Origin of the sequence: Pseudomonas sp. 13B_2.1_Bac1, assembly GCF_025466155.1 — a bacterium.
Taxonomy (GTDB): Bacteria; Pseudomonadota; Gammaproteobacteria; order Pseudomonadales; family Pseudomonadaceae; genus Aquipseudomonas; species Aquipseudomonas aylmerensis.
Window position 1 is genome coordinate 59732 of sequence record NZ_JANLOH010000005.1, and the last position, 25211, is coordinate 84942.

Consider the following 25211-nt stretch of genomic DNA (forward strand, 5'->3'; position numbering starts at 1 on the left):
TTTTCATGCCCCTGACTTCCTACGATGGTCTGCCGCGCGCCAGCGCCAGCAGCCTTGGCATTGACCCCGACCGTTTGATCGCGTTTCTGGATGAGGTCAAGGCCGCCGACCTCGACCTGCACGGCTTCATGCTGCACCGCCACGGCCACGTGGTTGCCGAAGGCTGGACCTGGCCGGTAGATCCCAATGAGCCACGCGTGCTGCACTCCATGGCCAAGAGCTTTACCGGCTGCGCCATCGGCCTGGCCATCCAAGAAGGATTGCTCAATCTCGATGATCGGCTGGTAAGTTTCTTCCCCGATGAAGTCCCCGCGAACGCCGACCCGCGCCTGGCCGACATGACTGTCGAACACCTGCTGACCATGCGCACCGGGCACGCCAGCAACACCTCCGGCTCGGTGTGGCGCAGCATCAGCACCAGTTGGATCGCCGAGTTCTTCAAGATTCCCCTGGCCTACGCGCCGGGCACCGAATACGTGTACACCAGCGCGGCCAGCTACATGCTCTCGGCGCTGATCAACCGCGTCACCGGCCAAACCCTGCACGACTACCTCAAGCCACGCCTGTTCATCCCCTTGGATATTCACAATGAAACCTGGGACATCGGCCCGGACGGTGTGAACCCCGGCGGCAACGGCCTTACCGCCCCCGTGTCGGCGGCGCTGAAACTGGCGGTATTGCATGCCCAGAACGGTGTCTGGGACGGCCGGCAGGTATTGCCGGCGGCGTGGGTCCAGGCCGCTACCCAACCCCAGGGCGGCCCCGACAGCCGCTACGGCTACCACTGGATGATGAAACCGCGCCCAGCCTTCAGTGCGCTGGGGGTGTTCGTGCAGATGGCCGCGGTGTACCGCGAACACAACGCAACCTTGGTGCTGGTAGGCGGGATGAAAAACTCGGCAGAGATCGTGCCGTTTATCGAGCGTTATTTTCCCGCAGCCTTCAGCGAGGATTGCAGCGTGAAACCCGAAGCCGATGCACGGCTGGAGCAACGGCTGGCGAGCATGGCTGAGCAGCCGCTACTGGTTTCAAACTGCCCAGCGCCCGAGGATTCGATACGCGTGTTTGCCGTGGCCGAAAACGGGCTTGGCGTGCGCCAACTGTCGTTCGCGTTTACAGGCCATGTACTCACTTTCGAACTGACCGACAGCCAGGCCACCCATCGCTTGCAGATCGGCATCGACCACTGGCTTACAGGGCTCACCAGCATGCCGGGCCGTGCGTTGCACCATGGTTATGAATTCAACCACGCACAGATCGTGGCCGGTGCCCGCTGGTTGGATCAAAAGACGCTGGAGATGACCTGGATCTATCCGCAGACCGCATTCAGGGATCGGGTAAAATGTGTGTTTGAAGGCAACAGCGTGAGCTTCGCCCGCACGGTGAACGTCAACAGCGCAGAGCGAGAGCAGGAAGTGCTGGTGGGCATACGTCTGTAGGTCAACCCGGTCACCACATAGAATCTTTAGAACCTGGCTGGGCGTAACACCCAGGTGCCGGCATCGCCGGCAAGCCAGCTTCTACAGGTTGACCGTGGTCGCCATGCGAGCCCTTGGGTTACTTTGGGCTGCGCCGGCATTCCGGCTCTTTTCCAAAGTGACTCGCTGTAAGCGCAACCCATGGCAACCGCGAGCGCAGCAACGGATGTGGACTCAAGACCGAGGCTTCTTCCCCCGCTCCTGCCCGCGCAGGTACAACGCCTCCACCAGTTTCTGCCGTTCATCCTGCGGCAAGGTCCCGGCAAACTGCGCCAGGGTGCCATCCACCAACGCCCTTAGCGCCGCATCCGCCTCGCGCGCCTTGGCCAACTCGGCCACCAACACTTCATGGTCCAGCGTGGGTGCCTCCATCTGCTTGATCACCCCCATGCGCGCCTCACGTCCGGCCATGATCAACGGCTGGCTGTCGGCACTGTTCTGTCGCAGCAACTGGCGCAGTTCCCTGCGCCGCTCCGGTGGCAGCTTGATCATGGCCTGGCGCAGGCCGTGCTGGTTGACCAGCACTTGCGCCGGTTTGGCGCTGGCCATCCAGTGGTAAAGGCCACCGCCGACCCCGCCGATCAAAAACACATTGAGCAGCACCGAAACGAACAACCACGGTTTAAGGGATCTGACGGTCATTGCTCGGTTTCCTCAGCGTTGACGGTAAAGACGACTTCGGCGTCGCCCTGGTCGAAGACGCTGGGCAGCACTTCGGATGACAACATGGGCAACGGCACGCTCATGGACGCCACCAGCATCCCGGTGACGATGCCGGCAATCCCCACGCCGACCAGGCCGGCAGGCGATAACCAGCTGGCGTAGCGTGACCAGAATGAGCGTGGCGCGGATTGACGTATCTGCCGCACCAGCGCCGGGTCGGCCAACGCGAGTTGATGGCTGTCCAACTGATGGTCGAGCCAGCGCGCCTGCTGCAGGGCGTCGCGCGCATGCAGATTGCCGCTGTCGAGCAACGCCTGGGCGGCGCGCTGTTCGGTGTCTGGCCAGCGCTGCAGGTCCGCGCCGTACACGTCGGCCAGATAAGCAAAGCGTTCGGGTGTCATGATTTTCCCCTTCCTGGGCGGGCAAGCCCGGGTGTGTCGGCAAGTTGACTGCGCAACTGACGTCGGGCCCGCGACAGCAGGCTCTCCAGTGCCTCGACGCTGATATTCATCAGGGCCGCGGCGTCGATATTCGACAGCTCCTGGTAGTACTGCAGCACGATGGCTTCGCGCTGGCGTTCGGGCAAGGCCGCCAACGCGGCGGCCATGCGGGCACTGCGGTCCAGGGTTTCCAGCTGTTCATCCGGTGGCGGCGCACTGTCCGCCAGTTCCGCCGTGTCCTCGTCGCTCAGCGGGCGCTCCTTGCGCCGGCGCAGGCGGTCGTGACACAGATTGAGCGCGACCCGGTGCAACCAGGTGTCGAAACGCGCCTCGCCACTGCGCCAGTTGGCCGCCTGGCGCCAGATGCGCAGGAAGCTTTCCTGGGCCACGTCCTTGGCCTCATCGGCATCGCCCAGGATCCGACTGGCGAGCGCCAGCAAACGCGGGAGTTTGCGCGTCACCATTTCGTTGACGGCGGCAGGTTCGTTATTGCCGATACGCGCCAGCAGTTCAACGTCCGGATCAGTGTCTTTCAATCGGGTAGTTCTCGGGGCCAAGGGTCAAGTTTCAGCGGATCCAATGCCCTTCGCGCCAGTACCAGTTCGGACCATGGGCTTCCCAGTGGCCGGGCTCCCAACGCGCATTGCGCATCACCGGCTGCCAGTGACCCGGCACCCAACCGTAGCCGCGCCCTTCCCAGCGCCAGTGGCCTCGGTCCCAGGCGTAGCCGGGGCGCTGGGCGGGAATCACTTCCACACGCTGCGGCGGGGGTGCCTGCTGGATGATGATTTCGGTCTGGGCAAAAGTCGGGGTGCTCACAAACGCGGCGAGCGCCAGCGGAGCAAGCAAGGCAAAACGCAATTTGGCCAGGGGTCTCATGGCAACTCCTTCATGCAACCGGCGAAAGTGCGGGTTGCTGATGGGTTGAACGGCGGGTGCGCAAAAAATCCGTCGCGGGCTGCGCGGATTTATTTTCGGGCAGTGCTCGCCAGCAGTATTGCGCAGGGGATGAGAGGGCTTGATGAAATATCTGAAAGCTTCGCGACGGATTTACACGGGTGGCCGCGTTGAAGGATTAACGCAGGTAAAACCAAGAGGAAACACCATGTACCGTCGCCTTACCATGCTGGTTGCCGCCCTGCTGATCGTCAGCCTCAGCGGTTGCGTGATCCTGCCGGAGCACCGCCATTGCTGCTGGCGCTACTACGGCGCGCTCGACACGCCCAGCCACACCGTCGACAGTTAACTGACCGCCGCAAAGCCACGGCGGCCGGCCTTGAGTTCGGTGCGCAGTTCGCCGATCAGGTTTGCGATGGAACGGATGCTGTCCAGACCCTCGGGGGACACGCGCGTCAGCAGCAGATCGACGCGTCCGGACACTGGCTCGAACACGCTGATGCGCAGCGAACCGTCGCTGTTCACCGTGCAATCGCACGCAAGCGGCAGGAAGCCGGAGGCCATGATGCGGTTGAATTCGACGATGGAAATCATGATAAGTCCCCTTCCCTGGGCCTCACCCGGTAGTTGTGATGCAGACAGAGTAGATGAGGTTTTGCAGGGGGTGGGGCTATTCACGCAAAAGTGCCAACCCTGACTCATTTTGCCCCGAAACCGCCGGTTCGCTGGCGTCAGAAAAGCTGTCAACCAGACCTCTCGTCTACTGCCAAAGCCCGGGCTTGACTCCAGGCGTGGATCAAAAGACGCTCTTGGCTTTTGGCCATCATCTCGAGCATTCCAGCATGCGCATCGCCCCTCCGAGCCAGCCCGACAGTGACGTGTACAAGACGCTATTGGAGTCGACCAAGGCCATCCCCTGGCGCATCGATTGGCAGACCATGACCTTCAGCTATATCGGCCCGCAGATCGAGGCATTGCTCGGCTGGACCCCGCAAAGCTGGGTCAGCGTCGATGACTGGGTCGAACGCATGCACCCGGATGACCGCGAATACGTGGTGAATTTCTGCATGTCGCAATCGCGCGCCGGCGTCGACCACGAGGCTGACTACCGCGCGCTGACGGCGAATGGCGACTACGTGTGGATTCGCGACGTAGTGCATGTGGTGCGCAAAGAGGGCGAAGTCGAGGCACTGATTGGCTTCATGTTCGATATCAGCGAGCGCAAGAAGACCGAAGAACACCTGGTGCGCCTGCAGAAACAACTCGAGGAATATTCCTATCAGGACGGCCTCACCGGCATCGCCAACCGGCGCATGTTCGACACCGTGCTGGAGCGCGAATGGGCCAGCGCCCAGCGCAGCCAGTTGCCGCTGTCGTTGATCATCCTGGATATCGATTTTTTCAAGCAGTACAACGACCACTACGGGCATATCAAGGGTGACGAATGCCTGCGCCAGGTGGCACGCACACTGTCGCAGGCGGCCAATCGCCCACGGGATTTCATTGCGCGTATCGGCGGTGAAGAGTTTGTGTGGCTGCTGCCGGAAACCGACGCGGCGTCGGCCCGGCAAGTGGCACAACGCTGCCTGCATCTGATCCGCCAGCAGCAGATCGAACACGGCTTTTCGCCCGTCGCCAACCAACTGACCTTGAGCCTGGGTGTCGGTACGCGGATCGTCACACCCGAGAGTGCGATGCTGGGTTTTGTCGAAGACGTCGACAAGTTGCTGTACCAGGCCAAACGTAATGGACGCATGCGCGCAGAGTTTGCCGAGGGTGAAGTTTGACGCCGAGGTCAAATGACAGGCAAAAAAAATCCCAAGTAGCTGATGGAAACTTGGGATTTAAAAATGCATAAACCGTGGGAGGTGAACGCCCGGCAATATTACCGATTGTAAAAAGCCGTAACAAGATTATTTTAATCCTTTCGTCGGATTAAAAGTGTTGTAAGTCATTCAATAACCACACTTTTTTAAAGGGAGTCAGCGGTATTAATGCCACTTTTTGGTGCAACTTCCGCTTATATATCCACGTATAAGAAAGGGTTATTGATTAATTCGGTGCGCCTCTGCTGATCGACTGTTCGCTCAACTGTTTGCAGCTATCGCGAAGTTCAAGGCTGCCGGACACTGCCACACTGGCAACCCGCTCAACTTGCCGACACAGTGCCAGGCGCTCGGCGGCCTCCTCGCGCTGGCGATCCGCCTTGGCGTTGAGCTGCATGAAATACCCCCCGAGCAGCACCGCCACGCACAGCACCCCGACCGCATAGTAGCGCAGGCTGTTGGACGGCTGCGGCTCAAGGGGCCTCATGGTTTAGTCCACCCTGCTCTTTTCATAACGCACGTCGTCACCCTCGCCCCGGCCCACTACCGACCAGCCCAGGCGTTGGTAGAAACCGTTGGCGCGAATGTCGGCACCACCATCGGTGATCAGGAACAGTCGCTGGTGATGCTTGAACAGCGCCGCCTCGGCCACGGCCATCAACTGGCGTCCGAGGCCAAGGTGCTCATGCGACGGCAAGACGAACATTGCAAACACCTCTCCCTGCGCCAAGTCGACCATGGCAAACGCCACCGGCTGGCCCTCCACCTCGGCAATCCAGGCACAGGGCGCTGCCTGGATAGTGTCGGCCAGCACCTGCGGCGTGATGCCCAGGTCGGCCATCTGCTCGCGGCTCAGGTGGTTCTGCACCACCGAGGTGCGGATGGCAAAAAGCGTGTCGATGTCATCCGTCGTCGCCGCGCGGATACGTGTTTGCATACTGGCCTCCCTGATGAAGTGCGCAATTGTATGCAAATAGAAACACACCGATTGTCGTGGATTTGTAAAACGCCTTAACGGGCAGCGGCAAGCCGGCCGCTATGCAGTGGATTGACGCCTGAATTGCCCCGGCGCCATGCCGTGAGCCTTGCGGAAACAGCGGGAAAAGTACGCCTCATCGGTAAACCCACAGCGATGTGCAATCACGCCAATCATCTGCGTGCCGTTGAGCAACAGCGTGCGCGCCAATTGCATGCGGCGGTCGAGCACCAGTTGCGAGAAAGGCTTGCCGGTTTCCTTGCGCAGCAGGTGGGTCAGGTAGTTGGGCGACAAAAAGGCCGCGGCGGCCGTATCGGTCAGGTTGAGGGTCGGTTCGTGCAAGTGCTCGCGGATATGCGCCTGCACCCGCGCCAGGGCATCCTTGCGCCCGCGTCGGGTGGCGTTGTTGGCAGCGAACGCCTGTAACGGCTCGGCGTATTGCTCGCAGACCAGGCCGATCACCTGGAACAGATAGCCCTTGAGGCGCTCGCGCGCGCCGAAAGTGCGATGGGCATCCAGGTCGCGCATATGCGCCAGCCAGGTTTTGACCTGCTCGAACGTGGCATCGTCGAGGATGAAGTCCAGCTGTTCCTGGAAGCGAAACGGCGACAGTTCCGGCGCCTGGCCGATGGGGATGTCTTCCAGGTCCAGCGGATCGCACGTCAACTGCGGCAGGAAAAACGCCTGGCTGAAGTTGATCAACAAGAACTCGCCATCCTCGGGATGCGGGATCACATGCAGCCGATGCGGCAGGATGAATGCCAGGGCATTACGCGGGAACGGCCGCACCGCGCCGCCGATATGCTGCACGGTGTCGCCGCCAAGGTTGATCTGGATCTGGAAATACTCATGGCGATGAGGACTGGTCAGCGCCGCCCTGCCGCGTTTGTCGCGGATGTAGAAGTCGGGGCGGTCGCTGCGCTGCTCCATGCCGTAAGTGGTGACGCGGGTGCCTGGCATAACGGTCTCTCGGATGTCCTGGGCACCACTGTAGCCTCAACCCTGGCCGAGGGTGAAACGCAACTCGCCAAGGCCGTCGATGCCGGCGCTGAGCACATCACCGCGCTGCACCGCGCCGACACCGGCGGGCGTGCCGGTGAAGATCAGGTCGCCGGGCTTGAGGGCTGCGGATTTGGAGGCGTGGCTGATCACTTCGCTGACGTTCCAGATCAAGTCTGCCAAGTCGCCGACCTGACAGAGCTGACCATTGACCTTGAGCCAGATTTTGCCGCTGGACGGATGCCCGACGGCGCTCACCGGTTGCAACGCGGTGGTCGGTGCGGATTCGTCAAAAGCCTTGGCCCATTCCCACGGACGCGAGAGCTTTTTCGCCTCGGCCTGCAGGTCGCGGCGCGTCAGGTCGATGCCGACGCCATACCCCCAGACGTGGGACAAGGCATCTTCAGGATTGATGTCCACCCCACCCTTGCCGATCGCCACCACCAGTTCGACTTCGTGATGCAGGTCGGCGGTCAGCGGCGGATAGGCGATCACGCCCTCGGCCGGCACCACCGCGTCTGCGGGTTTCATGAAGAAAAAAGGCGGTTCGCGGTCCGGATCGTGCCCCATTTCGCGGGCGTGTTCGCTGTAGTTGCGGCCGACGCAAAAAACCCGGCGCAAGGGGAAGCGCGCGTCGCTGCCCTTGACTGCCAACGAGGGGGTTTGCGCGGGGGTGAAGACATACTCGGTCATGGTCTGTGCCTCTTGGTTTGCCTGGCACCAGTATGGCGAGGGTGCCCGCGACGAAGTTGGACAGGCTTACGCAGATTTTGCACTGGGCGGTGTTTGCTCCTGCGGCGCACTGCCCGGCATCAGTCGATGCCTGCGCAGTCCATGCACTTCAACCTGGGCTGGCGCGCCGCTGTATGCCTGTCCCAGGCGAACCGATGGTTTATCGCCACGGCGAACGTATTTTTCCAGGAAGATGCCGGCTCACCGTAGTCGTTTTAAACCGCCGGAGGTTATTTGCGCGCCACTTTATAGCGCAGGCAATCCTGGTAGAAACTCTGGCGAATCGCCTCGGGCTTGAGCCGTGAACGGCTGTCATAGGTCTGTTCGGTGATGCCCATGGCCATCATGCGCATCCACGATTTGCTGAACTTGATGGTCTGGATCTTCTGCCGCGCGGCATACAGCGACACGCCCGACAGCTTGAGTTCCTGGGCCCTGGCGGCGGTGCCGGCGCCCCAACTGCACATGTACTTGTCACCCTCGCGCAGCTCCCGTGCCTGCACGGCAGCCGCGCCGCCGGCCAATGAGCAGGCGATCAGCATGATTCCAACAGTGCGCATTTGCTTCCTCACCTAACCACCTGAAAATAAAAGTGATTTTGGCGAGGATTTGCCTACAGGGGGGCCATTAAATTGCCTTCTTGCGCAATGTTTCAGGCCGCCGCTGCCGGCGTGGTGCGAAAGGTGACACCAAGGCGGTTAAAGGCGTTCATCAGGGCGATGCCGTAAGTCAGGTCAGCCAGTTCCTTGGCATTGAATTCGGCGGCGGCGGCGGCGTAGTCCGCGTCCGACACATCACTGCGGGTAACGGCTTCAGCGAAGGCCAGGGCGATGCGTTCACGCGCGGTAAACACGTCGCGGGCATCGTGCCACACCGGCACCAGTACCAGTTTATCCACGGCCAGGCCTTGCTTGAGCAGGTCCCGCGCGTGCATGTCGATGCAGAACGCGCAGCCGTTGATCTGCGAAACGCGCAGGTACACCAGGTCGATCAGCGCCTTGGGCAGGCCGCTGTTCTGCAGGTAGACGTAGACGCCGCCGAAAGCCTTGTAACCTTCCGGGGATGCTTGGGTGTAATCGAGGCGAGTGGTCATGGTAAATCCTGTTGCGGTTGAGTGAAGGGGCCATCTTGCGGGGCCATGGCTCACCTCTGAAGAGCCAAGAATGGCGCTGATGCATAGGCCATGATGGCCTGGTCATTTAGTGCAGTTATGGCACTTGGGAATGGGTCATGGCCCCGGTAGAGTGAGATCAGCCACGACCTGGAGCCAGGCCCCATGTACACCCTGCCCCCGCCGGATCTCACCGACGCCGAACCGATCTACCGCCAGCTTTACTGGCGCTTTCGCAGTGCCATTGCCGAAGGGCTGCTCAAGCCGGGCGAGCGCGTACCGGCGGCGCGGGCCCTGGCCAAGGAGCTGGGGCTGGCGCGCGGCACCATCGACAGCACCTACTCATTGCTCACCGCCGAGGGCTACCTGGAGTCGCGCGGCCAGGCCGGAACGGTGGTGGCCCAGGGTATCGAGGCCGCCCTGCCCACGCGCGTGGTGGCCGCGCCCTACCACGCGGTGCGCCGTCAGCAGCCGGTGCTGCCCTTCCAGATGGGCCTGCCCGCGCTGGATGCCTTCCCGCGCAAGATCTGGTCGAAAATCGCCGCCCGCTGCGTGCGCGCCACGCAACTGGCCGACATGGCCAACCCGCCGGTCCAGGGCCTGCCCGCGCTGCGGACCGCCATCGCCAGCTATTTGCAGGTGGCCCGGGGTATCCACTGCACGCCGGAGCAGGTGTTTGTCACCTCGGGCTATCGCAACACCTTGAGCCTGATCACCCACGCATTGCTAAAGCCCGGCGACCGGGTGCTGGTGGAAGACCCGGGCTACCCGCCGACACGCTCCCTGCTCGAGTACCTGCACATCAACACCGTGCCGCTCCCGGTAGACGCCGATGGCCTGTGCGTGCGCCAGGCCGGCGACGCCCGCGCGGCGATCGTCACCCCCGCCCACCAGAGCCCGCTGTGCGTGTCGCTGTCACTGCCGCGTCGCCTGGAGTTGCTGGAGTGGGCCACGCGCCAGCAGGCGTGGATCATCGAAGACGATTATGACGGCGAATACCGTTATGTCAGCCGCCCGCTGCCTGCCCTCAAGAGCCTGGACCGCGAGGGTCGCGTGCTGTACGCCGGCACGTTCAGCAAAGTGCTGTTCCCCGGCATTCGCCTGGCCTACCTGGTGGTGCCCTCCTCCCAGGTTGCGCACTTTGCGCAGGTGAGCCAGAGCTTTCTCGGCCATTGCCCGGAACTGACCCAGGCAATCGTCGCCAGCTTTATCGCCGAGGGGCATTTCGCCCGCCATATCCAGCGCATGCGCAAGCTCTATGGCGAACGCCGCGACGCCACCGCCAACGGCCTGCGCAAGGTGTTGGGCGAGCATATTGGCATCGATGCGCAGCCGGGCGGGATGCACCTGGTCCTGCGGCTCAAGGCTCCACTATCGGACCGTTTGCTGGTGAAGAGACTGGCCGACGCCGGCATTTTTGCCGAGGCCTTGAGCGATTGGAGCATGGTGCAGCAAACCGGCCCCGGCCTGCTGCTGGGCTTTGCCAATATCGACTCCCAGGCCAGCGCCGAGGCCTTGGGTCAGCGTCTCCTCGAATGCCTTACGGGCTAGCGTCCACACGCGCCCTGACAGGCCTTGGCGATGCTGCTCACGTACGTGTTCGCCAAGACCTTTGTTCAGATCACCACTGGTAGGTCGCGCTCGCCTGCACCGTGCGCTGCGAGCCATACCAGCACCACGAGTACGAATAGCAGGAGGCAACGTACTCTTTGTCCGCCAGGTTAGTGGCGTTGAGCGCCAGGCGCAGGTTGTCCTTGAGGTTGGCGATATTCGGGATGTCGTAGTGCACCGCCGCGTCAAACAACGTGTAGCCCGGCACCTTCAGGGTGTTGGCGGTATCGCCCCAGGACGAACCGACATAGCGCGCGCCGGCGCCGACGCCGAAGCCCTTGAGGTGGCCGTCGTGGAAGGTGTAGTCGGCCCACGCCGAAGCGGTGTGGCGCGGTACCGCGTAGGTGGTGGTGCCTTCGGCGTCGATGGCAGGGCCTACGCCGATGTCGCTGATCGGTGCATAGCGCACGGTGCTGTTGGACTTGCTGATGCGGTTATCCAGGTAGGCATAGGCCGCGGTGATATCCAGGTTGTCGTTGAGGCTGGCCTTGCCTTCGAGTTCAAAGCCTCGCGACTGCACTTCGCCGTCCTGGCTCTGGCAGCGACCGGAACCGCACAGGTGGGTCGGATCCGGGTCGGTCGTGAGTACATTGGTCTGGCGCAGGTCGAAAATCGCCGCGGTGATAAAGCTGTTGCTGCCCGGCGGCTGGTACTTGATACCGATTTCGTACTGCTTGCCTTCCGTCGGCTTGAACACCGAACCGCCATACCCGGTGCCCGACTGCGGGTTGAACGACTCCGCATAGCTGGCATATGGCGCCAGGCCATTGTCGAACAGGTAGACCAGGCCGACCCGGCCGGTAAACGCCTTGCTGTCCAGGGAAGACTTGGTCTTGGCACCGGTGCTCAGAGTCTGCGTGCTGTTGTCGGTGCTTGCCCAGTCATAGCGACCACCCAGCAGCAGCACCCACTTGTCCCACTTCATCTGCTCTTGCAGATACACGCCGGTCTGTTCGCTGCGCGAGGTGCCATCCGTGGTGTACGCCGGTACCGGGACGGCCGCGCCATAGACCGGGTCGAAAATGTCGAGGGTCGGCCCGGCGGTGTAAACGCCCGAACCGGACTTGGTGTCGGTGCTGGTGTTCTGGTAATCGAGGCCCATCAACAGCGTGTGCTGCAACGGCCCGGTGTCAAACTTGGCCTGCAGCTGGTTGTCGAGGGTGTAGGCATCCATGTCGACGTCACTGGCGATGGTCGAGCGTCGGATGGTGCGATAGTCCGTCAACAGGTAGTTGCTGTAGAGGCTGCGGTACTGGCCCTCGGTGCGCAGGTAACGCGCGTTCTGGCGCACGGTCCACACATCGTTGAAGTGATGTTCGAACGCATAACCGAGGGAGTAGTACTCGCGGTCGCTTTTTTCGAAATTCTTCTCGCCGTCGTAGAAATCCACATCGATCTTGCGCCCGGTGGGGCTATGCAGCACCGAGCCCCACGCCGGGACCGAACCGTAGGACGCGCCCTTGGGATCCTTCTGGAAATGCCCGAGCAAGGTCAGCGAAGTGTCCTCATCCGGGCGCCAGGTGAATGCGCTGGACAGCGACTGGCGACGAGTCTCGGTGTGTTCGACCTGGCCGTCCGCATCATCGAAAAGGCCGGCGACGCGGTAGGAATACACGCCTTGATCATCGATCGGGCCGCTCAGGTCGAAGGTGGTGCGTTTCTTGTTGAACGTGCCGTATTCAACGCCCACTTCGTGGAACGGCGTGTCCAGCGGGCGCTTGCTGACCATGTTGACCACCCCGCTCGGCGTGCCCTGCCCGTACAGCACCGAGGCCGGGCCGCGCAGCACTTCGACGCGCTCCAGGTCGAACGCATCTTTTTGTGGCAAGGCGTCACGGCTCGATGGCATCCGCAAGCCGTCCAGGTAGGTGGCCGGGGCAAAGCCACGAATGGTCAGTTGGTCCAGGCGTGACGCGGTGGCGCCACGGGTTTCCGGGATCACGGCGGCGCTGTAGCGCAGGATCTGGTTGAGGCTCTCGGCATTCTGCGCGCGCATCTGGTCTTTGGTGACAATCGAGATCGACTGTGGGGTCTCGATCACCGCGGTGTCGGTCTTGGTCCCCGACAAACTGCGCGTCGCGACATAACCGGAGACCGGCCCGGTGGGGCTTTCGCTCTGGTACGCGCCACTGATGGTGGTAGCCTGCAACTCCATGGCGCCGCCGCTCTGTGGGATGGCCTCCAGGCGGTAGCGATCGGCGGAGAGCTTCAGGGCCTGCAGGCCGCTGCCGGCGAGCAACTGGGTCAGCGCCACGTCGATATCGTATTGCCCGCTCAGGCCGTTGCTGTGCTTACCCCGCGTCAGGCTTGCGTCGAATGCCAGCACCAGGCCCGCCTGCTCGGCCAGGCTGTTGAGAGCCTGGCTCAAGTCGCCAGCCGGAATCTGGAAGCCACGCATCGCGCGGCTTTCTTCGGCGAAGGAGGTTTGGACGGTCAGCAACGGCACGGCGGCAAAGGCTATCGCCACTGAAAGGGCCAGTGGATGCAAAGGACGAGCGAGGCGCGACATGGGAAATCCTGTGTAGGAGAGGTTCTATAAACCATGACGGCCATGTCCAGAAATCGGGTAGTAATGAGAGAAGTTTTTATTTGAGATTCATTCTGCCAGCGCAGCTGCAATCAGCTGCGGCGCTTTTTTGTGTGGTTTCGGGGGGTGTTTTTTTTGAGGCTTTTTCCCTCGATAGGTGGGCCTTTTCTGATTTTTTGAACCGCTCATCCAGCGGTTTTTCCTGCGGCAGAATCCGACGCCTTGCCGATAGGCGGCATCTCGATAGAGGTGATCGGGCTGGAGGATCGCAGCTCGACAGTCATTATGTTGAAGGAACATTATGACTTCAGGATAAGAATGGAATACTGGAATGAACTAGAGAGAAATAGATTCTTCGAGAAGCTATTCATCAAACCTGTAGAGATTGGAAAAATCGCATTATTTTCTTGCAGATAGAAAATGATAGACCGTCATTAGGATTCGACACCCCCAACTTCCCAGACACATTACCGACTAAATAGGAGGGCAAAGGCTATAACACTTGCAGAATGGGGATTGATTGCCATGGCATTCGCGACTTGAAAATAAAAAACCTACCCATTCGAAAAGTGTTTTTCTTGAACATCACACGCAATGAGGATCAATTTTACTTTCAAGCAATCAACAAAAACGCATCAATTGAATTCAAGGCCAAATACATTTCACTTTGCGACCCAAATATTTATATAACCGGAGCTGTTGATTATTTTTTTGAGTTCATAAATACATGATGGGCTTCCCATGCCCCGTGGTCAGCCTCCATTCGCCCCCTCACCCAGTTCCACTTTTGATTAAACCACTCCGCGTAAGCCGCTCTAGCATTGGCATTACTCAATGAATTACTCAGAAACAGAGATTAATGAAGCTTTAGAGAAGCCATCGATCAGAAACAGAAAACTTAATATCGATGAACTGAAGGCATTAATAATATCTCTTTGCGAAATTTTTTACGCCGCTGGGTGCGATTTTCCCGACCGATCGAAAACCCCCGACAACTTGAGCGTATTTTATCTGAAACAACGGGATATCCATTTAGGATAACGGACATAAGTTTGTCGTTCTTGGTTTACATGGACGACCATGACTGTGTAAGTTGGGCTTAAACTAACTGAGCCAAGTTCATCCCCACGCCACCACCAACAACCCTACCCCCAACACCAGACACAACGGCGAATAAAAATACGTATCCAGTCGTGCAAACCTCGACCCGCCGACTTTCTTGAAGAACCCCACCAACTCCGAATCCCCAATCGCTCTGGCAAACATCACCACGGCAATCGCGCTGATCCCCCATTGCAACGCCCCATGGGACACCGCCGAGAAGTACAAACCCGCTCGCAGGCACACCAGCAGCGCAATCGCCACCAGCCCCATCGCGACCAGAAAGGTCCCCAGCGCCGAGGGTTTGAACGCCGGGCGTGGGCCGCTGGCGAATTCACCGGGTAGTTGGGGGATGGCGGCGAGACTGCCGAGTTTGCCGCCGGCGGCCCAGTACAGGTGCACCATGCTGATGCAGGTGAATACGCCGACGATCCATCGTGCGATGACAAAGCTCATGATGGTTCTCCCTGAAAAGATGCGAGACAGGATAGTCGCCCTGAGATTTTTTGCAGGCATTTCGTCGGCGGCTGATGGTAAAGTGCCGCCCCATGAAAATCGCCCGTGCCGACCGCTCGCTCATTGCCTGGATGCTGTATTGCTGCGTCCTGTTCAATGTGTTCGCCTGCAGTATTGGTCATGGGCAGATGGTCGGGATGCAACTCAACGGCATCGGCGGGCAGTTCTGTACCGTCGATCCGCGTACCCAGGCACCCAAGCCGTCCAACTCCGCCGATGAGCAGTTGCCGACGCTGTCCAAGGCATTTGGTTGCCCGTTGTGCTCGACCGGCGGCATGGGCCCGGCGCTCAATTCCAGCCTGAATGTGGCGGTGTTGCCGCAACCGCATGCGCCACCGCCGGCGATCGTTGCTGCCGCTGACATCCCTGCCCGTTTCACCTGGCCCACGGCCCATCCGCGTGCGCCACCCGCCCTCGCCTGATCCTTCGCGTTCCGATCTGCACTGACCACCGTTTCCGCAAGGAAGGACGGGCGGCCGTGCGTTGTTTTCGAGCCAAGTTTTTCAGGATTCGACATGAAACATTTACCTCTGTTGGCGGGCCTTTTCGGCTGCCTGCCTGTCTGCACCTGGGCCATTGAACTGGCGCCTACCACCGTTGATGGCGAGCAAACCGCCGAGCCCGGCCTTGCCCTGGACCAATCCAGCGGCGTCGCTTCGCGGCTGGGCTTGAGCGTGCGGGAAACCCCGGCGTCGGTGGCGATTGCCAATCGCAACGATATCGAGCGCCATGGGGCGAAGACCTTCCGCGATGCGGCCAACACCCTGCCCGGCGTCAACGCCAGCGCGCCGCCGGGGTTTGGCGGGTTTGTGTCGTATCGTGGCTTCACCAGCAACCAGATCACCCAGATGTTCAATGGCATCAACGTCGCCACGGGCCTGGCCCGACCGGTGGATGCCTGGATTTATGACCGGGTGGAATTGGTCGGCGGCCCCTCCTCCCTGATCAACGGCGCCGGCTCCGTGGGGGGTTCGCTCAACTACGTGACCAAGTTGGCCACGCGTGAGGAACAGGCCGCCGAGGGCCAACTGACCTATGGTAGCTACGACACCGTCGGCATGGCCTTGGGGGTCAACCACGCTCTCACCGACCCCGGTGCCGACGTCCAGCACTACGCGCGCCTGGATGTGAGCCGCAATACCAACCACAGCTACATCGATCGCGACCAGCGCGACGCCTGGAGCCTGGCGTTTTCCCTGCTCAGTGATCTCACTCCCAACCTTTCGCATACGCTGGCCGTGGAATATCAGGATGAACACGAGGACAGCCCCTATTGGGGCACGCCGGTGCTCAACCCCAAGGCCGGCGAGCTGAAGATCGACAAGCACAACCGTTTCAACAACTACAACGTCGCCGATGGCCGTTACGAGCAACGCACGATCTGGGCGCGCTCGATCATCGACTACCGTATCAACGACAGCACCACCCTGAAGAACACGCTCTACCACCTGGACAGTCAGCGCGATTACCGCAACCTGGAAACCTACCAGTACAACGCCGACAACAGCGCGGTGAACCGCTCCACTGCCTATCAGGTGCGTCATCAGGGTGAACAGCACGGCAACCAGTTCGAACTGCGCCACGAAGACAGCCTCTTTGGCTTGTCGACCACCTGGTCCGGCGGCTTTGAGTACAAGGTCAACAGCACCACCAACACCCCGCTGAATGTGCCGGGCAACAGCACCGTGGATCCGAACAATTTCGATCCAGGGCACTTCTACGACATCCCGCGCACCCGGGAAAGCTTCGGCAAGGACAAGACCAGCGAAGTCACCACCAAGGCGCTATTCGTGGAGAATCGCCTGGGTCTGACTGACAAATTGTCGCTGCTGACCGGTCTGCGTTATGACGCCATCGACCTGGATGTCACCAACCACCGCGCGGTTACCGCCAGCAACCCATGGCATTTCACCCGCACCTGGGAGCCGGTGACCGGCCGTGTGGGCTTGACGTACCAGTTCATCCCCTCGGCCAATGTCTATGTGCAATACAGCACCGCTGCCGAGCAACCGAGTACCACCACGCAAGTGTTCGATGTATCGACGGGCAAACAGTGGGAAGTGGGCAGCAAGTTCGATTATCTGGACGGCCGGGGCTCGGCCACCGTGGCGGCCTACACAATCGAGCGCAAGGACTTTGCCGTCACCGATCCGCAGGACCCCACCAGCAGCATTCCGGTCGGCGCGCAGTCGTCCAGAGGCATCGAACTGGCCAGCTCCTTGCGCATCACGCCAAGGCTGCTGGCAGAAGGCAACTTCGCCTGGGTAGATGCCGAGTACGACGAGTTCAACGAAAAAGTCGCGAGCGGCGCGGTGGTCTCGCGCAAGGGCAATACGCCCACCAACGTGCCCAAGCGCGTGGGTAATGTGTGGCTGACGTATGATTTTGCCGAGGATTGGCAAGGCGGCGTGGATGCACGGTACGTGGCGCAGGTGTACGCGGATAACGCCAATACGCAGACAGTGCCGGCTTACACGCTTTTCGGGACGTTCCTGCGCTACAAGGTCGACGCACATACCTCGATCACCGGTCGCGTGCGTAACCTGACAAATGAAGTCTATGCCGAGTTTGCCCATGTCTCCCCGGCGTACTACCTGGGCGCCCCGCGCACGTTTGAGCTGGCGGTACAGACCAAGTTCTAGCCTTGGAATACACCCCAAATGTGGGAGCGGGCTTGCTCGCGAAGGCGGTGGGTCAGTTAGCCTCTCCAGCGACTGACACACCGCTTTCGCGGGCAAGCCCGCTCCCACAGTTTTGATCGTTGTTCGGGCCTGGGGGCGCGGTGCTGCACCGGCATTTGAGCAGTCGGATCAACCCGGTTCCAACCTTGGAATACAACCCAAATGTGGGAGCTGGCTTGCCTGCGATAGTGGTGAATCAGCCATTACCTTCAGTGACTGACACACCGCTTTCGCGAGCAAGCCCGCTCCCACAGTTTTGATCGTTGTTCGGGCCTGGGGTCGCGGTGCTGCACCGGCATTTGAGCGGTCGGTACAACCCGGTTCCCACCTTGGAATACAACCCAAATGTGTGGCTTGCCTGCGAAGGCGGTGGATCAGTTAGCATATTCATCAACTGACACACCGCTTTCGCGGGCAAGCCCGCTCCCACAGTTTTGATCGTTGTTCGGGCTTGGGAGTCGCGGTGCTTCACCGGCATTTGAGCAGTCGGATCAACCCGGTTCCAACCTTGGAACACTTGCAAAATGTGGGAGCTGGCTTGCCTGCGATAGCGGTGGGTCAGCCACTACCTTCAGCGACTGACACACCGCTTTCGCGGGCAAGCCCGCTCCCACAGTTTTGATCGTTGTTTGGGCTTGGGGCTAGCGGTGCTGCACCGGCATTTGAGCAGTCGGATCAACCCGGTTCCAACCTTGGAATACAACCCAAATGTGGGAGCTGGCTTGCCTGCGAAGACGGTGGATCAGCCACTACATTCAGCGCCTGACACACCCCCTTCGCAAGCAACCCCGCTCCCACAGCTTTGATCATTCTCCGGAATTGATGCCCAAGGTCTACTTGACGCTAGCCTCGACCTTCTGTGCCACATCCTCGGGCAGCCACGCCTTCCACACTTCCGGGTGTTCCTTGAGGAACACCTGCGCAACTTCTCGAGGCGCGGTGTGATTTTCGCTCATGGTTGCCAGGGCTTTGTTCAGCGGGTCAATCGGGAACTCGACCTTTTCGAAAAAGCTGGCAATCTGCGGATGTTCCTTCTGGAACGGCGTGGACACGCCGATACTCAATTTGGAAGCCAGCGAGCGAGTCGGTTTGGGATCAGGGTTGTCCGCATCCGTCAGCGTCTTCCACGCCTCGGCGTCAAACGGTGGTTCTTCCAACTGGATCAGCTTGTAGCGCCCCATCAACGGCGTCGGTGACCAGTAGTAGAACAGCACCGGCTTGCCACGACGAATAGACGAGGCAATCTCGGCATCCAGCGCTGCGCCGGAGCCGCTGCGGAAGTTCACGTAGCTGTCATCCAGGCCGTAGGCCTTGAGTTTCTGCTTGTTGACCACTTCCGAGGTCCAGCCGATGGGGCTGTTGAGAAAGCGTCCCTTGCCCGGGGATTCCGGGTCCTTGAACACGTCCTTGTATTGCGCCAGGTCCTTCACGCTCTTGAGGCCCGGCGCCAGCGGCTTGATGCCCTTGGCCGGGTCGCCCTTGACCACGTATTCCGGCACCCACCAGCCTTCGGTGGCTCCTTTGACCGTATCGCCCAGGCCCACCACTTTGCCTTCGGCCTCGGCCTTGACCCACACCGGGCTGCGGCCGGCCCACTCTTCGCCGATGACCTGGATATCATTCTTGGCCAGCGCGGTTTCCAGAGTGATAGTCGTGCCGGGCAAGGTGTCAGTGGGCAAGTCGTAGCCCTTTTCGACAATCACCCGCAGTACTTCGGTAATCAGGCTGCCGCTTTCCCAGTTCAGGTCGGCGAAATGTATCGGCGCCTCGGCTGCGGACACCGGCAACGCCGCCACGGACAGGCCGAGGGTCGTCAGGGATGCAGCCAACAACGTTTTCAATCCTTTCATGCCTTCGCACCTCGCGATAATGCAGCAACCAGCGGGCGGCTTTGCTGACTATGCGCGAAGCCTCTGAATAGTTAAGTCAACTCAACTGTAGTAGAGGTTCCGGGAGACAACGGATGTTCGTGGTATGGGCGGATTACTCGCTGGCCTTGAAGGTCACCAGTTCACCCTTGCGCCACTTGGCGGCCTTGCCGGTCACGGCCTTCAGGGTTTTGGTCAGGCCTTCCTGCAGTTGCTCATTCGCGGCAAACACCAGCATCACGCTGTGGCCTTCCTTGAAGACGATGCCCTGGCCGTCGGCCGAAGAAACAAAGGCATAGTCGCCCAGGCCATACACCGTCAACTTGATGTCGCGAAACTTCAATTCAAACTTGCCGCCTTCACGACTGGGCAATACCGCCGCACGGAAATGATCACCCACTTTGAGTTCCAGGCGGGGTTTGTCATCCACCACCATCGCCGCTTCGGTATCGATTTCGGCGATGTAGATGCCTTCCGGCGTCTGTTCAGTGATGTAGACAAAACGGGATTGAAACTGCTTGACCAACTTTGCGCGCAAATCACCCAGCACAAATAACGCGTGCATATCCAGATTACTGACTGCCAAGGAAACGCCCCCACATCGAAAAGAGCGCTGTCCGCCAGAGCGGGCAGCACAAAAAAACGGCCATCACGGCGCGTGCATACAACACATTCACATTGAAAAAACTGAAGAAGATCCCGCTGTCGCGCCATAAGACTAGTACAGACGTACGCGATGGACCTTGTGCAAGGTCATCAGGCACCACAGGAGATCACAGGTTCCACGGTCCGAGAATACGGACCGACCAACTTCAGAAGATAACCCAGTTAAAAATGCAGTTTTCCGACACCCAACACAAAAATACATACCTGGCATGGAACCGCGCGCCAGCTGCCGACGACAATACTAAAACAGCTGCACCGATCAAAACTACTCAAAACGCTGCAGATGGGTCAACCGAATTGATCGAAAGGAACAGTCCATGCAACGACCAACCTACGACACTCTGTCCTCGAACACTCGTTCATCATGCCAGGACGAGGCGCAATACTACCGCTTGCGCGGCTACGACGGGTACTCGGATTCAGTTCTTTACCAAGTGGTTCCGGCCGGCCGCAACTTCTTTCATATCCGAGAAGTGCTCAGCGGTCGAATCAGAGGCTTTCGCAGCAACCATATCAAGGCGTGCGAACTGGCCAAAGAGCTCGAGGCCGTCCTGCATCAGCCGCATGGCGGCATCGTTTCGTCACCTTGATGACTTTACTGCGCCGCCGACCCGCAACAACTGCCATACTGGCCCGTCCACTGAACTTTGTCCCTCCGGGCCAGGTTTCACCAGTGCAGTTATCTCCAAGGGAAGGCTATACGTGACGGAATTTGATATCGGCGAATTTTTCATCCATGGCGATGCACGAGAGGTAGACGGTGAGTTTCAAGCGGTGATCGTGATGCGGGCCAAGCCACCGCTGACCACTGTCACCACCCACCAGGTGGAAAAAGACCGCTGGTTCAAAACCGTGGACGCCGCCGCCATTGCTGCCAAGGACGCCGCCAAGGCGCTCAAGAGCGCAGTCGATGCCGGTGCGCTCAACTCCTGAGCAACAAATTCGAACTCCGCCGCGCCACGAACCTCCCATGCATAACGACCACCCTGCATGGAGAACGATATGGACGCGCCAATCCCAACACTTGAAACCCTGTTTGATCAACTGGGCCTGGATTCATCCCCAGAAGCCATCGACACGTTCATTGCCAGCAACCCGTTGCCCGAGGACGTGAAACTGATCGATGCTCCCTTCTGGACACCCCAGCAGGCGGCGTTCCTCAAGGAAGAGCTGCGCGATGACGCCGAATGGGCGATCGCGGTGGATGAGCTGAATCAACGCCTGCATCAACCTCACTAAGCGCAGATCAATGCAGGCTGTCGGACTGCTCCAGGCGCAACAGCGCCTGCCAGGCCGCCCTGCATTCCTCGGCTTCATCACGGCTGGCGAACGCCGTGCCGCGCTGCTCACCGTTGAGCAATACGACCCAGCAGGCTTTCTGGCCCAGTGCCCGCAGGGTCGGCGGAACGCCACTGCCAATCATCACGGCGACATCGACTTTGGTTTGCATGGAGTTTCTCCGCAACATTAGTTAGCTGCCTAACAATGTTGGCCATGCTACGGTTTTCTTCCAGTAGGAAAAAGCTATCCCCGGAATAGCTCCCTTGCATAAACCGCAATAATCCTCAACGCCCGCCCTTCACGCCCTCGGGTTTATAGCCCAGGCGCAAGCCGCCCCAATGCCGGCCCTTGACCATGATCGGCACCGACAGGTCATGCATCAGCTCACCGGTATCGCGGGTGTAAGTCTGCAGCAAGACCGCCTGCTGATGGCTGCCGCAGCGAATCCCGGTGCGGTCCTCGAATTTACGCTTGGTGCGATTCTGCACCGCATCGACTTGGACATCGCCGGTCAGCGCCTGGGAAAACGCCTTGTTGTGCGTCGGCACATAGCCTTGCGGCGTGCACGCAATGGCGAATACCAGGCCTTCATGACGTGGCAGCAACGCCTCCTGGATTGCTGGCAACACTTGGTCGGTGTAGCCATCGAAACGGCTGTGGTACTTGCTTGGCTGGGTGTTGGGGATCAGCGTGTAGCTGCGGTCGAACAGGTCATCCAGGCTGATACGGTTCTGCTGCACATCAGCCTCGAATTGCGCGGCAATCCGGCTGGCGCCTTCGCGCGCCAGGTCGTAGATGCGCTGGTGATAGTCATCCAGCCCGACTTCCGCCAGGCGTTCGCTGATGGTTTCGGCCTGGCCTTCCATCTGCACGGCGGCCTCGGCCAGTTGACGGGTTTGCTGGTCGCTCACGGCCAGGTCGCTGCGCATCTGCTCCACGGCATGGAACAGGCTGTCGAGCTGGGTGCGGTTGGTATCGGTGCCCTGGGCGATTTCATTGACCTGGCCTTCGACACTGGCGGCCAGGCTGGCAATGTTGTGCAAGTGCTCGCCAGCATGCTCCACCTGCTCGACGCCGGTGTGCAAATCCGCCGACAGCTGGCGAATCTGTTCTACCACCTGGGCCGTGCGTTGCTGGATATCCGCCACCATCACCCCGACCTCATCAGTCGCCGTCGCCGTGCGACCGGCGAGCCCGCGCACTTCATCGGCCACCACCGCGAACCCGCGCCCATGTTCACCGGCCCGAGCGGCTTCGATGGCCGCGTTGAGCGCCAGCAGATTGGTCTGGCTGGCGATGGACTGAATCACCAGGGTCACCCGCTGGATTTCCTCGCTGCGCTGGCTCAAGGCTTCGATCAGCTCGCGGCTGGCATTCGCGCGCTGGCTGAGCTGGTGCATGCGGGTGATCGACTCGGCCAATACTTCCCGGCCTTCAGTGCTGCGTTGATGGGCCTGGCTGGCCGCCCCGAGGGCTTCGCGGCTGAGTTGCGAAGTGAGCTTTTCGGTGCCGATCATCACTTCGGCACTGCTGACAATCTGCTTGGCCGCGCCCAGTTGCGACTGCAGGCGCGCCGCCAGTTGCTTGACCGAATAGGCCACGCCGGCTGCGGAGAGTGCGTTATGGCTGGTGGTGTAGGACAGGTCGCGTGTCAGCTCGCCCGTTGCATCGATGGCGTCGGCCGTTGCCACCTGAGGTGTCCGTTTTTTCAGGCTCGGCAGCCAGATCACCAGCAGCGCCAATGCCAGGCAGAGGTAGATCGGCAGGCTGGCGAACGTCAGGCCCAGCAGTACCAGCACCAGGGCGGCGCTCTGCAAAAGTGGCGTCAGCCAGCCGGGCAACCCGCGCACCACCGTGTGGGGTGGCACTGCTGCGCCCATCAGAGATCCGTCTCCAGCCATCTTCGTTACCCCACTGCTTGTCGTTATTGTCGCTGCATTAAACGCCACTATCGGGCCATTATCCATGGGCCTTTAGTGGGGTGGCTTGCAGCAGATCAATAGACGGGGCGTAACGGGTCTTTCTCCGGGGAACCGCGCAGGCGATCCCCCGCTTCAACGCATCAGGCTTGGCGCTGGTGCTTGTCGATCTGCTCGTGGCGCTCTTGCGCTTCGATGCAGTACTTGGTGGTCGGGCTGATCAGCAGGCGCTTGAGGCCGATAGGCTCGCCGCTGTCATCACACCAGCCGAAGGAATCTTCCTTGATGCGTTCCAGGGCACGCTCAAGCTGCGGCAGCATGCGCTGGTCGCGGTCAATGGCGTTTACCAGCCAGGTACGCTCTTCTTCTACAGAAGCGGCGTCAGCCGGGTCGGCCGGGGTGTCCAGGCTTTCAATGGCGATACGGTTCTGTTCAATGCGCTCGTGGTGTTCCACTTTCATGTCTTGCAGCAGCTGCTCGAAAAAAGCGTGCTGTTCGGCATTCATGTAGTCATCCGCCGGCATGGCCAGCAACTTTTCCTTTGTCATTGATTTCTCTATAAAAAATACGTGCATTAAGGCGAATAAGGGAGCGTTCCGGAAGGCCTGTGCAGGTCTCGGAAAGGCGCCGTCCATTTCAAGCGCCACCCGGCACTCAATTTACGAGGGGCGGCAGTCTAAGGCCGACTTGAGGGCTCAGCAACTGAAATGACAGGCATTTTTTCCGATATAACCCCAAAAGGCACCAGGACGGGCTTGGCGAATGGTTATCGGAGTGCGTTTATAGCAGGAAATTTCATAAAGCAGCTATAAGCCGCAAGCTGCAAGCGACAAGCTGTAAGGCTCATTCAACTGGCAGCGTGCGACTTATCGCTGGTAAGCGCCGTTCAGCGTTTGAGTTTGCGCTTGTTGCGGTACTGGTCGATCACCACCGCGACCACGATGATCAGGCCCTTGATGATGTCCTGGATGTACGCGTCCACCCCGACAAAGGTAAACCCGCTGGCCATCACCCCGAGGATCAGCGCGCCGATCACGGTGCCGGTGATGCGCCCTACCCCGCCCGCCAGGCTGGTGCCGCCGATCACCGCGGCGGCGATCGCATCCAGCTCATAGGACATGCCCATGCCGGCCTGGCCGGTGGCGGCGCGCGCCGAGGCGACCACGCCAGCCAGGCCTGCGAGCAACCCGGCAATGCTGTAGACGATGATCAGGTGGCGCTTGACGTTGATCCCCGAGGTGCGCGCCGCCTGCATGTTGCCGCCGATGGCGTAGGTGTACTTGCCGTACTTGGTGTAGCGCAGGGCGATATGGAAAATCACCGCCACCACCAGAAAGATAATCACCGGCATCGCCCCATGACCAATGGCCGTGTACGAATCCGAGAGCATGCTCACCGGCTGGCCTTCGGTGTAGTAACGCGCCAGACCACGGGCCGAGACCATCATGCCGAGGGTGGCAATAAAGGGCGGGATACCGGTGACGGCAATGATGCTGCCGTTGATCGCACCCGCCAGCAGCCCCACGCCCAGGCCCATTGCCACCGGAATCCACACCGGCAAATCGGTCAGCGAAGGGAACACCGCGCGGGAAAAGTCGGAAGTCTGCGCCAAACTGGCGGCAATCATCGCCGACAGCGCCAGCACCGAGCCCGAGGACAAGTCGATCCCCGTGGTGATGATCACCTGGGTCACGCCAATCGCGAGCAGACCGATGATCGATACCTGCAGGATCATCAGCACCAGGCGCTGGGAGTTCATCAGGAAGCTTTGGTCACGCACGATCCAGCCGAACAGTTCAAACACCAGGCCGATACCAATCAGCACCAGGAAGATGCTCAGTTCGGTCGGCAGCCGCCGACGATGCTTGGTCGGGACCGTCGCAGGCTTGTTATCTGTTATCGCGTTCATCACCCATCAC

Annotated in this window: 30 protein-coding genes; 10 read left to right on the forward strand and 20 right to left on the reverse strand. The window is 60.4% G+C overall.

The annotated features are described in order from the left end of the window. The first annotated feature begins 5 nt into the window (after positions 1–5). Positions 6–1439, forward strand: coding sequence for a serine hydrolase domain-containing protein (locus NTD80_RS00835; protein ID WP_262131724.1), 1434 nt, complete (start codon positions 6–8; stop codon positions 1437–1439). 213 nt (positions 1440–1652) lie between these two features. Here the strand turns inward: NTD80_RS00835 and NTD80_RS00840 are convergent, their stop codons facing one another. Genes NTD80_RS00840 through NTD80_RS00855 form a run of 4 tightly spaced genes read right to left on the reverse strand, consistent with a single transcriptional unit; the run spans position 1653 to position 3460 of the window. Beyond that, positions 1653–2120, reverse strand: coding sequence for a periplasmic heavy metal sensor (locus tag NTD80_RS00840; RefSeq protein ID WP_262131726.1), 468 nt, complete (start codon positions 2118–2120; stop codon positions 1653–1655). Beyond that, entirely contained in the window at positions 2117–2542 is a 426-nt protein-coding gene (locus NTD80_RS00845) for a hypothetical protein (RefSeq protein WP_106804207.1), read from the reverse strand. Before NTD80_RS00845 ends, NTD80_RS00840 begins: the two co-directional genes overlap by 4 nt. Next, positions 2539–3117, reverse strand: a complete 579-nt coding sequence (locus NTD80_RS00850; protein WP_201144142.1) for an RNA polymerase sigma factor — start codon at positions 3115–3117, stop codon at positions 2539–2541. The genes NTD80_RS00845 and NTD80_RS00850 overlap by 4 nt, the downstream gene beginning before the upstream one ends. A gap of 31 nt (positions 3118–3148) precedes the next feature. Further along, the gene (locus NTD80_RS00855; protein ID WP_106804209.1) at positions 3149–3460 is read right to left on the reverse strand and encodes a YXWGXW repeat-containing protein; all 312 of its coding nucleotides are present in this window, start codon (positions 3458–3460) and stop codon (positions 3149–3151) included. Between the two features lie 226 nt (positions 3461–3686). On the opposite strand from NTD80_RS00855, the gene NTD80_RS00860 reads away from it, so the two are divergent. Next, a complete protein-coding gene (locus tag NTD80_RS00860) occupies positions 3687–3827 on the forward strand; it encodes a hypothetical protein (RefSeq protein ID WP_162946075.1) in 141 nt (46 codons plus the stop codon). On the opposite strand, the gene NTD80_RS00865 is transcribed toward NTD80_RS00860, so the two are convergent. Beyond that, positions 3824–4072: a DUF1652 domain-containing protein gene (locus tag NTD80_RS00865; RefSeq protein WP_065906338.1), complete on the reverse strand. Its 249-nt coding sequence runs from the start codon at positions 4070–4072 to the stop codon at positions 3824–3826. The two genes, NTD80_RS00860 and NTD80_RS00865, sit on opposite strands and share 4 nt — an antisense overlap. 248 nt (positions 4073–4320) lie before the next feature. Between NTD80_RS00865 and NTD80_RS00870 the strand changes: the two genes are divergently transcribed. Beyond that, on the forward strand, positions 4321–5265 hold the full coding sequence (locus tag NTD80_RS00870) for a GGDEF domain-containing protein (RefSeq protein WP_262131733.1): 945 nt from the start codon (positions 4321–4323) through the stop codon (positions 5263–5265). Positions 5266–5530: 265 nt separating this feature from the next. Here the strand turns inward: NTD80_RS00870 and NTD80_RS00875 are convergent, their stop codons facing one another. The 4 genes from NTD80_RS00875 to NTD80_RS00890 all read right to left on the reverse strand — a co-directional run bounded on the left by NTD80_RS00875 (position 5531) and on the right by NTD80_RS00890 (position 7972). After that, positions 5531–5791, reverse strand: coding sequence for a hypothetical protein (locus tag NTD80_RS00875; RefSeq protein WP_065906336.1), 261 nt, complete (start codon positions 5789–5791; stop codon positions 5531–5533). A gap of 3 nt (positions 5792–5794) precedes the next feature. Then, positions 5795–6241, reverse strand: coding sequence for a GNAT family N-acetyltransferase (locus NTD80_RS00880; RefSeq protein WP_262131734.1), 447 nt, complete (start codon positions 6239–6241; stop codon positions 5795–5797). A 99-nt stretch (positions 6242–6340) separates the two neighbouring features. Next, the gene (locus NTD80_RS00885; protein ID WP_262131735.1) at positions 6341–7240 is read right to left on the reverse strand and encodes a helix-turn-helix transcriptional regulator; all 900 of its coding nucleotides are present in this window, start codon (positions 7238–7240) and stop codon (positions 6341–6343) included. 36 nt (positions 7241–7276) lie between these two features. Next, the gene (locus NTD80_RS00890) at positions 7277–7972 is read right to left on the reverse strand and encodes a fumarylacetoacetate hydrolase family protein (protein ID WP_262131737.1); all 696 of its coding nucleotides are present in this window, start codon (positions 7970–7972) and stop codon (positions 7277–7279) included. A 126-nt stretch (positions 7973–8098) separates the two neighbouring features. Between NTD80_RS00890 and NTD80_RS00895 the strand changes: the two genes are divergently transcribed. Continuing rightward, on the forward strand, positions 8099–8221 hold the full coding sequence (locus NTD80_RS00895) for a hypothetical protein (RefSeq protein ID WP_262131738.1): 123 nt from the start codon (positions 8099–8101) through the stop codon (positions 8219–8221). 20 nt (positions 8222–8241) lie between these two features. Here NTD80_RS00895 and NTD80_RS00900 read toward each other — a convergent pair whose 3' ends face one another. Both NTD80_RS00900 and NTD80_RS00905 read right to left on the reverse strand, forming a co-directional pair. After that, a complete protein-coding gene (locus NTD80_RS00900) occupies positions 8242–8571 on the reverse strand; it encodes a hypothetical protein (protein ID WP_065906328.1) in 330 nt (109 codons plus the stop codon). Positions 8572–8663: 92 nt separating this feature from the next. After that, complete coding sequence (locus NTD80_RS00905) at positions 8664–9104, reverse strand: carboxymuconolactone decarboxylase family protein (protein WP_262131740.1); 441 nt, start codon at positions 9102–9104, stop codon at positions 8664–8666. Between the two features lie 183 nt (positions 9105–9287). Here NTD80_RS00905 and NTD80_RS00910 point away from each other — a divergent pair, with 183 nt between their 5' ends. Continuing rightward, the gene (locus NTD80_RS00910) at positions 9288–10673 is read left to right on the forward strand and encodes a PLP-dependent aminotransferase family protein (protein ID WP_262131741.1); all 1386 of its coding nucleotides are present in this window, start codon (positions 9288–9290) and stop codon (positions 10671–10673) included. Positions 10674–10743: 70 nt separating this feature from the next. Here NTD80_RS00910 and NTD80_RS00915 read toward each other — a convergent pair whose 3' ends face one another. The 3 genes from NTD80_RS00915 to NTD80_RS00925 all read right to left on the reverse strand — a co-directional run bounded on the left by NTD80_RS00915 (position 10744) and on the right by NTD80_RS00925 (position 14817). Continuing rightward, positions 10744–13242, reverse strand: a complete 2499-nt coding sequence (locus NTD80_RS00915) for a TonB-dependent siderophore receptor (RefSeq protein ID WP_262131742.1) — start codon at positions 13240–13242, stop codon at positions 10744–10746. Positions 13243–13329: 87 nt separating this feature from the next. After that, positions 13330–13560 carry a hypothetical protein gene (locus NTD80_RS00920; RefSeq protein ID WP_262131743.1) on the reverse strand — a complete coding sequence of 77 codons (231 nt, stop codon included), beginning with the start codon at positions 13558–13560 and terminating at the stop codon, positions 13330–13332. An 819-nt stretch (positions 13561–14379) separates the two neighbouring features. Beyond that, on the reverse strand, positions 14380–14817 hold the full coding sequence (locus NTD80_RS00925; RefSeq protein ID WP_065906320.1) for a DUF3995 domain-containing protein: 438 nt from the start codon (positions 14815–14817) through the stop codon (positions 14380–14382). Positions 14818–14909: 92 nt separating this feature from the next. Between NTD80_RS00925 and NTD80_RS00930 the strand changes: the two genes are divergently transcribed. Further along, the gene (locus NTD80_RS00930; RefSeq protein ID WP_065906318.1) at positions 14910–15299 is read left to right on the forward strand and encodes a DUF2946 domain-containing protein; all 390 of its coding nucleotides are present in this window, start codon (positions 14910–14912) and stop codon (positions 15297–15299) included. Between the two features lie 93 nt (positions 15300–15392). Then, a complete protein-coding gene (locus NTD80_RS00935; RefSeq protein ID WP_262131744.1) occupies positions 15393–17519 on the forward strand; it encodes a TonB-dependent receptor in 2127 nt (708 codons plus the stop codon). An 872-nt stretch (positions 17520–18391) separates the two neighbouring features. On the opposite strand, the gene NTD80_RS00940 is transcribed toward NTD80_RS00935, so the two are convergent. Beyond that, on the reverse strand, positions 18392–19408 hold the full coding sequence (locus tag NTD80_RS00940; RefSeq protein ID WP_262131746.1) for an ABC transporter substrate-binding protein: 1017 nt from the start codon (positions 19406–19408) through the stop codon (positions 18392–18394). A 133-nt stretch (positions 19409–19541) separates the two neighbouring features. Then, positions 19542–19991, reverse strand: a complete 450-nt coding sequence (locus tag NTD80_RS00945) for a hypothetical protein (protein ID WP_065906313.1) — start codon at positions 19989–19991, stop codon at positions 19542–19544. A gap of 418 nt (positions 19992–20409) precedes the next feature. Between NTD80_RS00945 and NTD80_RS00950 the strand changes: the two genes are divergently transcribed. From NTD80_RS00950 to NTD80_RS00960, 3 genes are all read left to right on the forward strand, one after another. Beyond that, positions 20410–20682: a hypothetical protein gene (locus NTD80_RS00950; protein WP_083221447.1), complete on the forward strand. Its 273-nt coding sequence runs from the start codon at positions 20410–20412 to the stop codon at positions 20680–20682. 112 nt (positions 20683–20794) lie between these two features. After that, positions 20795–21025, forward strand: coding sequence for a hypothetical protein (locus NTD80_RS00955; protein ID WP_034104424.1), 231 nt, complete (start codon positions 20795–20797; stop codon positions 21023–21025). Positions 21026–21094: 69 nt separating this feature from the next. Further along, complete coding sequence (locus tag NTD80_RS00960; protein ID WP_065906311.1) at positions 21095–21331, forward strand: DUF2789 domain-containing protein; 237 nt, start codon at positions 21095–21097, stop codon at positions 21329–21331. 7 nt (positions 21332–21338) lie between these two features. Here NTD80_RS00960 and NTD80_RS00965 read toward each other — a convergent pair whose 3' ends face one another. The 4 genes from NTD80_RS00965 to NTD80_RS00980 form a co-directional block, all read right to left on the reverse strand. After that, positions 21339–21542 carry a hypothetical protein gene (locus NTD80_RS00965; RefSeq protein WP_065906309.1) on the reverse strand — a complete coding sequence of 68 codons (204 nt, stop codon included), beginning with the start codon at positions 21540–21542 and terminating at the stop codon, positions 21339–21341. A 115-nt stretch (positions 21543–21657) separates the two neighbouring features. Next, positions 21658–23340 (reverse strand): methyl-accepting chemotaxis protein, encoded by a 1683-nt coding sequence (locus NTD80_RS00970; RefSeq protein WP_410017401.1) that lies wholly within the window; start codon positions 23338–23340, stop codon positions 21658–21660. Positions 23341–23435: 95 nt separating this feature from the next. Next, positions 23436–23840, reverse strand: a complete 405-nt coding sequence (locus NTD80_RS00975; protein WP_010564800.1) for a TraR/DksA family transcriptional regulator — start codon at positions 23838–23840, stop codon at positions 23436–23438. A gap of 338 nt (positions 23841–24178) precedes the next feature. Further along, positions 24179–25201, reverse strand: a complete 1023-nt coding sequence (locus NTD80_RS00980) for an ABC transporter permease (RefSeq protein ID WP_065906306.1) — start codon at positions 25199–25201, stop codon at positions 24179–24181. Positions 25202–25211: the final 10 nt, after the last annotated feature.

Excerpts from the sequence above, each read along its gene's own strand:
- NTD80_RS00835 (WP_262131724.1), top strand. The coding sequence starts at position 6 with ATGCCCCTGACTTCCTACGATGGTCTGCCGCGCGCCAGCGCCAGCAGC.
- NTD80_RS00840 (WP_262131726.1), bottom strand. The coding sequence starts at position 2,120 with ATGACCGTCAGATCCCTTAAACCGTGGTTGTTCGTTTCGGTGCTGCTC.
- NTD80_RS00845 (WP_106804207.1), bottom strand. The coding sequence starts at position 2,542 with ATGACACCCGAACGCTTTGCTTATCTGGCCGACGTGTACGGCGCGGAC.
- NTD80_RS00855 (WP_106804209.1), bottom strand. The coding sequence starts at position 3,460 with ATGAGACCCCTGGCCAAATTGCGTTTTGCCTTGCTTGCTCCGCTGGCG.
- NTD80_RS00860 (WP_162946075.1), top strand. The coding sequence starts at position 3,687 with ATGTACCGTCGCCTTACCATGCTGGTTGCCGCCCTGCTGATCGTCAGC.
- NTD80_RS00865 (WP_065906338.1), bottom strand. The coding sequence starts at position 4,072 with ATGATTTCCATCGTCGAATTCAACCGCATCATGGCCTCCGGCTTCCTG.
- NTD80_RS00870 (WP_262131733.1), top strand. The coding sequence starts at position 4,321 with ATGCGCATCGCCCCTCCGAGCCAGCCCGACAGTGACGTGTACAAGACG.
- NTD80_RS00875 (WP_065906336.1), bottom strand. The coding sequence starts at position 5,791 with ATGAGGCCCCTTGAGCCGCAGCCGTCCAACAGCCTGCGCTACTATGCG.
- NTD80_RS00880 (WP_262131734.1), bottom strand. The coding sequence starts at position 6,241 with ATGCAAACACGTATCCGCGCGGCGACGACGGATGACATCGACACGCTT.
- NTD80_RS00885 (WP_262131735.1), bottom strand. The coding sequence starts at position 7,240 with ATGCCAGGCACCCGCGTCACCACTTACGGCATGGAGCAGCGCAGCGAC.
- NTD80_RS00890 (WP_262131737.1), bottom strand. The coding sequence starts at position 7,972 with ATGACCGAGTATGTCTTCACCCCCGCGCAAACCCCCTCGTTGGCAGTC.
- NTD80_RS00895 (WP_262131738.1), top strand. The coding sequence starts at position 8,099 with ATGCCTGCGCAGTCCATGCACTTCAACCTGGGCTGGCGCGCCGCTGTA.
- NTD80_RS00900 (WP_065906328.1), bottom strand. The coding sequence starts at position 8,571 with ATGCGCACTGTTGGAATCATGCTGATCGCCTGCTCATTGGCCGGCGGC.
- NTD80_RS00905 (WP_262131740.1), bottom strand. The coding sequence starts at position 9,104 with ATGACCACTCGCCTCGATTACACCCAAGCATCCCCGGAAGGTTACAAG.
- NTD80_RS00910 (WP_262131741.1), top strand. The coding sequence starts at position 9,288 with ATGTACACCCTGCCCCCGCCGGATCTCACCGACGCCGAACCGATCTAC.
- NTD80_RS00915 (WP_262131742.1), bottom strand. The coding sequence starts at position 13,242 with ATGTCGCGCCTCGCTCGTCCTTTGCATCCACTGGCCCTTTCAGTGGCG.
- NTD80_RS00920 (WP_262131743.1), bottom strand. The coding sequence starts at position 13,560 with ATGTTCCTTCAACATAATGACTGTCGAGCTGCGATCCTCCAGCCCGAT.
- NTD80_RS00925 (WP_065906320.1), bottom strand. The coding sequence starts at position 14,817 with ATGAGCTTTGTCATCGCACGATGGATCGTCGGCGTATTCACCTGCATC.
- NTD80_RS00930 (WP_065906318.1), top strand. The coding sequence starts at position 14,910 with ATGAAAATCGCCCGTGCCGACCGCTCGCTCATTGCCTGGATGCTGTAT.
- NTD80_RS00935 (WP_262131744.1), top strand. The coding sequence starts at position 15,393 with ATGAAACATTTACCTCTGTTGGCGGGCCTTTTCGGCTGCCTGCCTGTC.
- NTD80_RS00940 (WP_262131746.1), bottom strand. The coding sequence starts at position 19,408 with ATGAAAGGATTGAAAACGTTGTTGGCTGCATCCCTGACGACCCTCGGC.
- NTD80_RS00945 (WP_065906313.1), bottom strand. The coding sequence starts at position 19,991 with ATGCACGCGTTATTTGTGCTGGGTGATTTGCGCGCAAAGTTGGTCAAG.
- NTD80_RS00950 (WP_083221447.1), top strand. The coding sequence starts at position 20,410 with ATGCAACGACCAACCTACGACACTCTGTCCTCGAACACTCGTTCATCA.
- NTD80_RS00960 (WP_065906311.1), top strand. The coding sequence starts at position 21,095 with ATGGACGCGCCAATCCCAACACTTGAAACCCTGTTTGATCAACTGGGC.
- NTD80_RS00965 (WP_065906309.1), bottom strand. The coding sequence starts at position 21,542 with ATGCAAACCAAAGTCGATGTCGCCGTGATGATTGGCAGTGGCGTTCCG.
- NTD80_RS00970 (WP_410017401.1), bottom strand. The coding sequence starts at position 23,340 with ATGGATAATGGCCCGATAGTGGCGTTTAATGCAGCGACAATAACGACA.
- NTD80_RS00975 (WP_010564800.1), bottom strand. The coding sequence starts at position 23,840 with ATGACAAAGGAAAAGTTGCTGGCCATGCCGGCGGATGACTACATGAAT.
- NTD80_RS00980 (WP_065906306.1), bottom strand. The coding sequence starts at position 25,201 with ATGAACGCGATAACAGATAACAAGCCTGCGACGGTCCCGACCAAGCAT.